The 9,807-nt window shown below is 74.4% G+C and carries 8 protein-coding genes; 6 read left to right on the top strand and 2 right to left on the bottom strand.

All coding sequences use genetic code 11. The features are described 5' to 3' along the window. Positions 1-115: 115 nt before the first annotated feature. Positions 116-1,306, bottom strand: a complete 1,191-nt coding sequence (locus ACFV4G_RS05285) for a PP2C family protein-serine/threonine phosphatase (RefSeq protein ID WP_380436658.1) — start codon at positions 1,304-1,306, stop codon at positions 116-118. Between the two features lie 212 nt (positions 1,307-1,518). On the opposite strand from ACFV4G_RS05285, the gene ACFV4G_RS05280 reads away from it, so the two are divergent. The 6 genes from ACFV4G_RS05280 to ACFV4G_RS05255 all read left to right on the top strand — a co-directional run bounded on the left by ACFV4G_RS05280 (position 1,519) and on the right by ACFV4G_RS05255 (position 9,253). Next, the gene (locus ACFV4G_RS05280; RefSeq protein WP_380436656.1) at positions 1,519-2,460 is read left to right on the top strand and encodes a PrsW family intramembrane metalloprotease; all 942 of its coding nucleotides are present in this window, start codon (positions 1,519-1,521) and stop codon (positions 2,458-2,460) included. 158 nt (positions 2,461-2,618) lie between these two features. After that, positions 2,619-2,837, top strand: coding sequence for a heavy-metal-associated domain-containing protein (locus ACFV4G_RS05275; protein WP_380436654.1), 219 nt, complete (start codon positions 2,619-2,621; stop codon positions 2,835-2,837). A 72-nt stretch (positions 2,838-2,909) separates the two neighbouring features. After that, entirely contained in the window at positions 2,910-5,198 is a 2,289-nt protein-coding gene (locus tag ACFV4G_RS05270; RefSeq protein WP_380436652.1) for a heavy metal translocating P-type ATPase, read from the top strand. A 382-nt stretch (positions 5,199-5,580) separates the two neighbouring features. Continuing rightward, positions 5,581-6,645, top strand: coding sequence for an extracellular solute-binding protein (locus ACFV4G_RS05265; RefSeq protein WP_380436649.1), 1,065 nt, complete (start codon positions 5,581-5,583; stop codon positions 6,643-6,645). Continuing rightward, on the top strand, positions 6,642-8,240 hold the full coding sequence (locus tag ACFV4G_RS05260) for an ABC transporter permease (RefSeq protein WP_380436647.1): 1,599 nt from the start codon (positions 6,642-6,644) through the stop codon (positions 8,238-8,240). The genes ACFV4G_RS05265 and ACFV4G_RS05260 overlap by 4 nt, the downstream gene beginning before the upstream one ends. Next, positions 8,237-9,253, top strand: coding sequence for an ABC transporter ATP-binding protein (locus ACFV4G_RS05255; RefSeq protein WP_380436645.1), 1,017 nt, complete (start codon positions 8,237-8,239; stop codon positions 9,251-9,253). Before ACFV4G_RS05260 ends, ACFV4G_RS05255 begins: the two co-directional genes overlap by 4 nt. Here the strand turns inward: ACFV4G_RS05255 and ACFV4G_RS05250 are convergent. Next, positions 9,205-9,792: an NUDIX hydrolase gene (locus ACFV4G_RS05250; RefSeq protein WP_380436643.1), complete on the bottom strand. Its 588-nt coding sequence runs from the start codon at positions 9,790-9,792 to the stop codon at positions 9,205-9,207. The two genes, ACFV4G_RS05255 and ACFV4G_RS05250, sit on opposite strands and share 49 nt — an antisense overlap. Positions 9,793-9,807 lie beyond the last annotated feature (15 nt).

Raw genomic sequence — 9,807 nt, 5'->3', positions numbered from 1 at the left:
CCACCCCCGCCGGCCCTTATCGCCCGCACCCGGGCCGCCGTCCGGGGGGGCTCGCGGGGGGGGGGCGCGCCCGCGGATCCCCGCCGTCGCGCCCCCTCCCGTCACACCCCTCCCGTCACGCCCCCTCCGCCGCCTGGTCATCCGTCCGAGTGATCAACAGCAACAAGGCGTCGTCCCCGAGCTTCCCGCCCGTGTGCGCCAGGAGATCCCCGTACACCCGCTCCACCGCCGCCTCCAGCTCCCCCGCCGAGCGCGCGGCCCCCTGCACCAGGTCCCCGACCCGCTCCGCCAGCGGATAGAACTCCCCGCTCCTGCGGTGCCGGGCCTCGATCACGCCGTCCGTGTAGAGCACGAGGACGTCGTCCACCCCGAAGTCCCGCCCCCAGCTGACCGGCTCCCCCGCCGCGAGCCGCCCGAGCCCGAGCGGCACCCACGGGTCCGGCGAGTCCAGCACGTGCGCCTTGCCCTCCCCGTCCACCCGGATCGGCGGCACGTGGCCGTACTGCAGCAGTTCGATCACCCCCGCCGTGCGGAACTCCACGAACAGCGCCGTCGTGAACTCCCCGTCCGGCACGTGCCGCTCGACGCTCGCCTCGACCCGCGCCGCGACGCCCCGCAGCCCGGTCTCGTCGTACGCGGCCTCGCGGAACGCGCCGAGCACGACCGCCGCCGTCTGCACGGCCGCGAGCCCCTTGCCCCGGACGTCCCCGACCGCGACCCGGGTGCCGTGCGGGGTCTCCAGCACCGAGTAGAGGTCCCCGCCGATGCGCGAGGCGTCCGCCGCCGACACGTACCGCACCGCCAGCCGCAGCGGTCCGACGACCGGCCCCGGCAGCCGCAGGATCGCCCGCTGGGCGGCCTCCGCCACCGAGCTGACGGCCGCGAACGCCGCCGCGCGCCGCATCCTGATCCTGGCGACCCAGGCGGAGAAGAGCGTCAGCACGATGTAGCTGAGCATCGCCCCGTAGACGAACCGCGCGTCGTTGATGTTGACGACCTCGTCGTAGCGGCTGAGCCCGAACACCGCGAGCAGCCCGACCGCGCAGACCGCGAACAGCTCGCCGGGCCTGAGCGTCAGCGCGGCGATCACCGGGACGACGGTCATCAGCGGCGCGAGGTAGCGGTCCTTGCCGGAGAGCAGGTCGGCCAGGCCGACCACGACGATCGCGGCGACCGCCGGGGTGGCCCGCCGCCAGAACGGGACGTCCTGGAGGTCCGCGGCCAGCAGGGCGTCGCGCTGCCGGTCCGGTGGCAGCCCGGCGGCCGTGGGGGCCGCGGGCGACTGGGCGCGGCGGATCGGGAACACATATCGAACATATCGGACGATCAAGGCGCCCACCCTCCCCAGCCCGCGGCAGCCCGACCGGCCGCCCCGCACGGACCCTCCGCGACCCCTTCCCGGACCAGGACGGACCGTACCGAAACACCCCATTTGTCATACAGTGCGACCACGGCAGCCGGGCGACCGGCCGAGCGAGCAACCGACCAGACCAGCCACGCAGATGGAGGCCACGACCGGTGTCCGGGTACCGCAACACCTCGCGCATCTCCGACCGCCGGACCGGCCCGGCGGCGCAGCCGGTGCACTGGCCGCGGGTCCTCCTCGCCGGTTCGGCCCTGTGGGTCGCCACGGTCGTCGTCACGTTCTTCACGGCCAACAGCAACCTCGTCCCGACGATCGTGCTGCTCGGCAGCTTCCTCGTGCCGGCCACCGTGGTCGTGTGGGCGTACGAGCGCCACGCGGCCGACCTCGGCCCGGACCGGATCCTCGCCTGCTTCGGCCTCGGCGGCATCATCGGCGTCCTCGGCGCCTCCGTCCTGGAGACGTACCTGCTCTCGCCGTCGGTCTGGATGTACGTGGGCGTCGGCCTGATCGAGGAGGCGGTCAAGCTCGCCGCGCTGGTCCTGGTCTGCCGGCGGCTGCGGGTGAGCGGCCTGCGGTACGGGCTGGTGCTGGGCGCGACGGTCGGCGCGGGCTTCGCGGCCTTCGAGAGCGCCGGATACGCGTTCAACGCCGTGCTGAGCGTCCAGGGGCTCTCCCTTGGAGACCTGGTCGAGACGGAGATCCTGCGCGGGCTGGTGGCACCGGTCGGCCACGTCCTGTGGACGGCGATCGCCGGCGGCGTGCTGTTCCGCGAGCGGCGCGCCGGCCGCTTCCGGGTCACCACCCCGGTCGTCGTCACCTACCTGGGCGTATCGCTGCTGCACGCGCTCTGGGACAGCATGGGCGGGATCGCCGTCTGGCTGGTCGCGAGGACCACCGCGAGCGACTGGCAGCGCGCCCTGTTCGACCTCGGCCACATGCCGGACCCGACCACCGAGCAGGTCCACCTCTACACCTTCTACGACACGGCCGGCCTGGTCGTGGTCTCCTTGGGTGGGCTGCTGTGGCTGAGGGTGCTGGCCCGGCGGGACCGGGCGGCGCCGATCCCGGCCCAGTTCCCGTCCGCTCCGGCATGAGCGCCCCGCCGCGCACCGCCGCGCACCGCCGAACCGCCCGGACGGCGGTGCGATCCGCATCACCACACCCCTCCACGGAATACCCCGCAGGGGTATGGTGTGATGAGCATGAGAACCCGGGCACCGCCCGGGGCCGCACAGACCTCCCGGAGGCCCGGATGTCCAGCACCATCACCTACACCGTCACCGGCATGAGCTGCGGCCACTGCGAGAACGCGATCAGCGAGGAACTGTCCGCCCTGACCGGCGTCACCGAGGTGGCCGCCGACGCCAAGGCCGGCACCGTGACCGTCTCCTCCGCCGCCCCGTTGGACGACGAGCAGGTCCGCGCGGCCGTCGACGAGGCCGGCTACGAGCTGGTCGGCCGCAGCGCCTGAGCCCGTCCGGCACGGCGGGCCCGGGCAGCGGGCCCGCCGGCCGCCCCACGCCACACCGTCCCTAGGAGCAGCATGAGTACGACGGCACCCGGGATCGAGGGCGCCACCGGCACGGGGGGCCGGGAGCACGCCCCGGACCGGGTCGAGCTGTCGATCGGCGGGATGACCTGCGCCGCGTGCGCGGCCCGGGTCGAGAAGAAGCTCAACCGGATGGACGGCGTCGAGGCCACCGTCAACTTCGCCACCGAGCGGGCCCGGATCGACTACGGCCCCGGCGTCTCGGTCGAGGACCTGATCGCCACGGTGGAGCGCACCGGCTACACCGCCGAACTCCCGGCGCCCCCGGCGGCCGCCGCGCCCGAGCCGGCCGAGGCCGCCACGCCGGAGCCGCACGCCGACCCCCTGCTCGACCGCTTGCGGATCAGCACCCTCCTCGGCATCCCCGTGGTGCTGCTGTCGATGGTCCCGGCCCTGCAGTTCGCCAACTGGCAGTGGCTGGCCTTCGCCCTCACCGGCCCGGTCGTCGTGTACGGCGGCCTGCCGTTCCACCGCGCCGCCTGGACGAACCTCAAGCACGGCGCCGCGACGATGGACACCCTCGTGTCGCTCGGCACCCTGGCCGCCTTCGGCTGGTCGTTCTGGGCGCTGTTCTGGGGCCACGCCGGAGTGCCGGGGATGCACCACCCGTTCTCGCTCACCGTCGGCGACACCGACGCCTCGTCCACCCTGTACCTGGAGACGGCCGCCGCCGTCACGGTGCTGATCCTGCTCGGCCGCTACCTGGAGGCCCGCTCCAAGCGCCGGGCCGGCGCCGCCCTGCACGCCCTGCTGGACCTCGGCGCCCGGGACGTGGCGGTGCGCCGGGCCGGCCGCGAGGTGCGGGTCCCGATCGCCGAACTCGCGGTGGGGGACCGGTTCGTGGTCCGTCCCGGCGAGAAGATCGCCACCGACGGCGTCGTGGTCGAGGGCACCTCCGCCGTGGACGCCTCGATGCTCACCGGCGAGTCCGTCCCGGTCGAGGTCGCCGCCGGCGACGCCGTCACCGGTGCCACCGTCAACGCGGGCGGCCGGCTCGTCGTCGAGGCCACCAGGGTCGGCACGGACACCCGCCTCGCCCGCGTGGCCAAGCTCGTGGAGGACGCCCAGAACGGCAAGGCCGCCGCCCAGCGCCTCGCCGACCGGATCTCCGCCGTCTTCGTCCCGGTCGTCGTGCTGATCGCGCTCGCCGCCCTGGTCGGCCGGCTCCTCGCCACCGACAGCCCGACCGCGGCGTTCACCTCCGCCGTCGCCGTGCTGATCATCGCCTGCCCGTGCGCCCTCGGCCTCGCCACGCCGACCGCCCTCATGGTCGGCACCGGCCGCGGCGCCCAGCTCGGCATCCTGATCAAGGGCCCGGAGGTGCTGGAGACGACCCGCAAGGTCGACACCATCGTCCTCGACAAGACCGGCACCGTCACCACCGGCCGGATGACCCTGCTCGCCGTCCACACCGCCGACGGCGTCACCGAGACCGAGGCCCTGCGCCTCGCGGGCGCCGTGGAACACGCCTCCGAGCACCCGATCGCCGCCGCCATCGCCGGCGCCGCGGCCGAGCGGACCGGCGGGCTGCCGCCCGTCGACGGCTTCGAGAGCATCCCGGGCCTCGGCGTCCAGGGCGTCGTCGACGGCCACGCGGTGGTCGCCGGCCGGGAGGCGCTGCTGAACGAGTGGGCCCAGTACCTGCCCGAGGGCCTCGCCGCGGCCAAGCGGACCGCCGAGGCGGCCGGGCGGACGGCGATCGCGGTCGGCTGGGACGGCGAGGCCCGGGCCGTCCTGGAGGTGGCCGACGCGGTCAAGCCGACCAGCGCTGCCGCCATCGCCGAACTGCGCCGCCTGGGCCTGACCCCGGTGCTGCTCACCGGTGACAACCGGGCGGTGGCCGAGGCCGTCGCCGCCGAGGTCGGGATCGCGCCGGAGCACGTGATCGCCGAGGTCATGCCGCAGGACAAGGTGGACACCGTCAAGCGCCTCCAGGCCGAGGGCAAGGTCGTCGCGATGGTCGGCGACGGCGTCAACGACGCGGCCGCGCTGGCCCGGGCCGACCTGGGCCTGGCGATGGGCACCGGCACCGACGCCGCCATCGAGGCCGGCGACCTGACCCTGGTCCGCGGGGACCTGATGGCCGCCGCCGACGCGATCCGGCTCTCCCGCCGGACCCTGGCGACGATCAAGGGCAACCTGTTCTGGGCCTTCGGCTACAACGTCGCCGCCCTGCCGCTCGCGGCGGCCGGGATGCTCAACCCGATGATCGCGGGCGCCGCGATGGCCTTCTCCTCGGTCTTCGTGGTCGGCAACAGCCTCCGGCTCCGCCGCTTCCGCTGATCCGCGCGACCGCTCGTGGCAAGGGCCCCGGAACCTCCTGGTTCCGGGGCCCTTTGGCAGGGCCGGACCGTCCCGGTACGACCGGCTGCCGGTCACGCAAGGTAGCCACCCTCCGGGAGCCCCCGACTGACGATCCGTCGTACACCCTCGCTCTGACCTGCGCTTGAAGGCCGGTTTGCCCGGCCTTGGCGGTTTGTCCACCGAAGCGCGACTGGGACGAGACCGGGTCGAGATGTGACGCTCCGAAACTTGTTAGGCAAGCCTTCCCTGCCCTAGGTTCTCGTGCCGTCAGGCCACCGCAGCCAGCGTCCCGACGGCCCGAACCGGGCCGTGGAGGCGTGCGTACGGCCGAAACCCCCGCCACCTCGGAGGAGCCCTCACCATGCCCGGAACCGTCCGGCCCCTCGCGGCCCTGTCCCTCGTCGCCGCCTGCGCCCTCGCCCTCACGGCGTGCGGCAGCTCCGGCTCCAGTGGCTCCGACGGCTCTCCCGCTCCCTCCGGCACGGCCCTCGCGGGCCAGACCGTCACCCTCTACAGCGGTCAGCACGAGCAGACCGTCAAGGCGCTGACCGACGACTTCACCAAGCGCACCGGGATCAAGGTCGAGCTGCGCTCCGGCGACGAGGCCGAGCTCGCCAACCAGATCCTCCAGGAGGGCACCGCCTCCCCGGCCGACGTCTTCTACGCCGAGAACCCGCCCGCCCTGACCGTCCTCGACGACAAGGGCCTGCTCGCCCCGGTCGCCGCCGACACCCTCAAGGCGGTCCCGGCCACGGACAGCTCGCCGAAGGGCAACTGGGTCGGCATCTCGGCCCGCACCTCCGCCTTCCTCACCGCCACCGGCAAGGGCGCCGACACCGCGCCGCCCGCCTCCGTCCTGGACCTCGCCAAGCCCGAGTGGAAGGGCCGGCTCGGCATCGCCCCCAGCGAGACCGACTTCGCCCCCGTCGTCACCCAGGTCCTCAAGGCCAAGGGCGAGGACGCCGCCAAGCAGTGGCTCAAGGGCCTCAAGGACAACGCCAAGGTCTACGACAGCAACGAGACCCTGTCCGCCGCGATCAACAGCGGCGAGGTCGAGGGCGGCGTCATCGACCACTACTACTTCTACCGGATGCGCGACGAGAAGGGCGCGGGCGGCACCCACAGCACCCTGCACTACTTCCCCAAGGGCGACCCGGGCTCCCTCGTCGACGTCTCCGGCGCCGCCGTGCTGAAGAGCGGCAAGCACCAGGCCGCCGCCCAGGCCCTCCTCGCCTACCTCGCGAGCGCCCCGGCCCAGACCGTCATCGCGAACTCCGCGAGCTACGAGTACCCGCTCGTCACCGGCGTCCAGGGCAAGCCCGACCTGCCCGCCCTGGACGGCATCGGCACCGTCGCCGACCCGGCCCAGCTCGGCGACGGCAAGCAGGCGCTGTCGCTGCTCCAGGACGCCGGTCTGCTCCAGTGACCGCACCCGTCCGTGCCGACGGCCCGTCCCCGCTCCGGCGGTGGCGGGCCACCGGCCTGTCCGCGTCCGCGCGGTGGCGGGCCGCCGGCCTGCTCGCGCCCGTCGCGGTGGCCGTCGTCGCCGTCGTCGCCTCGCCGCTCGGCTTCGTCGTCGCCCAGGCCGCGCAGGGCGGGTGGGACCAGGCCCGGCGCCTCCTCGGCCGCCCGCTGATCGCGACCCTGCTGTGGCACACCGTCACCCTGGCCGCCGCCGTCACCCTCCTCACCGCCGTCCTCGGCTTCGGCGCCGCCTACCTGGTCGAACGCACCACCCTGCCCGGCCGCCGCGCCTGGACCGTCGCGCTCGCCCTGCCGCTCGCCGTGCCGGAGTTCGTCCGCGGCTACTCCTGGGTCTCGCTGTTCCGCTCCGTGCACGGCTACTGGGGCGCGGTGCTCGTGATGACCTGCTCGCTCTACCCGCTCGTGTTCCTGCCCGTGGCGGCGGCCCTGCGGCACGGCGACGCCGCCGCCGAGGAGGTCTCCCGCTCGCTCGGCCGCGGCCGCCTCGCCACCCTGTGGCGCGTCACCCTCCCGCTCACCCGGCCCGCCCTGGCCGGCGGCGTCCTGCTCGTCTCGCTCTACCTGCTCGGCGAGTACGGCGCGTTCGCGATGCTGCGCTACACCACCTTCGCCACCGCCGTCTTCACCCAGTACAAGCTCGGCTTCGACGCCGCCTCCGCCTCCCTGCTCACCCTCGTCCTGGTGGCGCTCGCGCTGCTGCTCGTCGGCCTGGAGGCCTGGGCCGGACGGAACGCCCGCGTCACCCGGCACGGCGCCGTCGCCCGCACCGCGCGGCCCGTGCGCCTCGGCCGGTGGACGGCGCCGGCGCTGGCCGGCCTCACGGCGCTCGTCGGGGTCGCGCTCGGCGTGCCGGTGTACGCGCTCGGGTACTGGCTGGTGAAGGGCAGTTCGACGACCCTGCCCTCCGCGTCGGTCGTCGGCGCGACCCTCGCCACCCTCGGGTACGCGCTCGGCGCCGCCCTCGTCGCCACCGCGGCGGCGGTCCCCGTCGCCCTGTACGCGTGGCGGCGCGGCAGCAGGCCCGCGCTGCTCGTGGAGCGCGCCGCCTACCTCACCCGGGCGCTGCCCGGCATCGCGGTCGCCCTGTCGGTCGTGTTCTTCGCCGTCCGCTACGCCCAACCCCTGTACCAGCAGCCGCCGATGCTCGTCGCCGGGTACGTCGTGCTGTTCTTCCCGCTCGCCCTCACCGCCGTCCGCGCCGCCCTCGCCCAGGTGCCGCCCGGCGTCGAGGAGGCCGCCCGCTCGCTCGGCACCCGGCCGCTCGCCGTGCTCGCACGCGTCACCCTGCCGCTCGTCCTGCCCGGACTCGGAACGGCCGTCGCGATGGTCGGCCTCACCGCCTCCACCGAGCTGACCGCGACCCTGCTGCTGCGCCCCACCGGCACCCAGACCCTGGCCACCCAGTTCTGGGTGTACACCAGCGGACTCGCGTACGGGGCCGCGGCGCCGTACGCGGCCCTCATGGTCGCGCTGTCCGTCCCGTCCGTGCTCCTGCTGACCCACCGCACCCTCGGCCGCCCAGGGAAGAACTCATGACCGGACTGTCCGTCGTCGATCTGCACGCCACCCACGGGCGCAGCCCGGTCCTCTCCGGCATCGACCTGAGCGTGGAGGAGGGCGCCCTCGCCTGCATCCTCGGGCCGTCCGGCTGCGGCAAGTCGACCCTGCTGCGGGTCGTGGCCGGCTTCCACCCGGCCGCCTCGGGCAGCGTCGTGCTGCACGGGCGGACGCTGGACGACGGGCGGAGCCGGGTCGCCGCCGAGCGCCGCAACATCGGCCTCGTCCCGCAGGACGGCGCGCTGTTCCCACACCTCACGGTGGCCGGGAACATCGGGTTCGGCCTGCCGCGAGCGGAACGCCGCTCCCGCGTGGCCGAGTTGCTCGACCTGATCGGCCTCGCAGGCCTGGGCGACCGCCGCCCGCACCAGCTCTCCGGGGGGCAGCAGCAGCGCGTCGCCCTTGCCCGGGCACTGGCCCCTCGTCCTCAACTCCTGCTGCTGGACGAACCGTTCGCGGCCCTCGACGCGGCGCTGCGGGCGGAACTGCGGCGCGAGGTCGCGGCGACCCTGCGGAAGGCCGGGACGACGGCGATCCTGGTCACCCACGACCAGGACGAGGCCCTGGCCTTCGCCGACACCATCGCGGTGCTGCGCGAGGGCCGCATCGCCCAGGCGGGCACGCCGGACGCGCTGTACCACCGCCCGGCCGACGCCGCCGTGGCGCGCGTGCTCGGCGAGGCCAACCTGGTGCCGGCCACCCGCACCCCGTTCGGGGCCCTGGCCCTGGCGGAGCCCGCCTCCGTCACCTCTGGGACGCTGGCCCTGGTGCGCCCCCATCAACTCCGCCTGAGCGCCGAGGCTTCCCCCGACTCCGTCCGCGCCCACGTGGTGACGTCCGACTTCCGCGGCCACGATCACCGCATCGAACTCCGCCCCGAATCCGAAACCCTCCCGTCCACCTTGATCGCCTACACCCCCCACCCCTGGCCCCAGGGCGAGGCCTACGTCACCGTCGAGGGCCCGGCCCACGCCCTCCCGGAGCCGATCTGACGCCTATCGAGCCGGTACGGGCCGAGGTAGTACGAGAGGGCCGCCAGCGACGGACCGTCCGCGACCTCACCGGAGGTGAGGAGCCGCACGACCTCGGCCTCCGGCAGCCACTCGACCCGCGTGGCCTCGCCAGAGTCCTGTGGCGCGCCGACCCGGGCGCATCCGGTGACGTGGTAGGCCCTGAAATGCATGTCCGAGATGCCGGCGAGGGCGTCGTACTCGGTCATCAACTCGACACGGCCCGGCCGCCAACCGGTCTCCTCCTCGACCTCACGAGCGATCGCCGCCGCCGGATCCTCTCCTGGTTCTGCCCAACCTGCCGGAACCTCCCAGCCCCAGCGGCCGGTGATGAACCGGTGCCGGTAGATCAGGAGAAACTCTCCCCGATCATTGGTGACGACGGCCGTGGTGGAGGCCCGGGGCATGCGGACGACGTGGTGGTCGATCCGCCCGATACCAGGCACCTCGACGTCGTCCAGCCACACCTCAACCCACGGGCTCCCGTAGACCTGGCGCCGGCCGTAGGTCTGCCACTCCACCCTGAGCCTCCTGCG

It is taken from the genome of Kitasatospora sp. NPDC059747, assembly GCF_042732955.1.
GTDB lineage: Bacteria > Actinomycetota > Actinomycetes > Streptomycetales > Streptomycetaceae > Kitasatospora.
The sequence above is the reverse complement of the archived record's forward strand: the minus strand, read 5'-3'. Positions and strand labels throughout refer to the sequence as shown.

Excerpts from the sequence above, each read along its gene's own strand:
- ACFV4G_RS05275 (WP_380436654.1), top strand. The coding sequence starts at position 2,619 with ATGTCCAGCACCATCACCTACACCGTCACCGGCATGAGCTGCGGCCAC.
- ACFV4G_RS05270 (WP_380436652.1), top strand. The coding sequence starts at position 2,910 with ATGAGTACGACGGCACCCGGGATCGAGGGCGCCACCGGCACGGGGGGC.
- ACFV4G_RS05265 (WP_380436649.1), top strand. The coding sequence starts at position 5,581 with ATGCCCGGAACCGTCCGGCCCCTCGCGGCCCTGTCCCTCGTCGCCGCC.
- ACFV4G_RS05255 (WP_380436645.1), top strand. The coding sequence starts at position 8,237 with ATGACCGGACTGTCCGTCGTCGATCTGCACGCCACCCACGGGCGCAGC.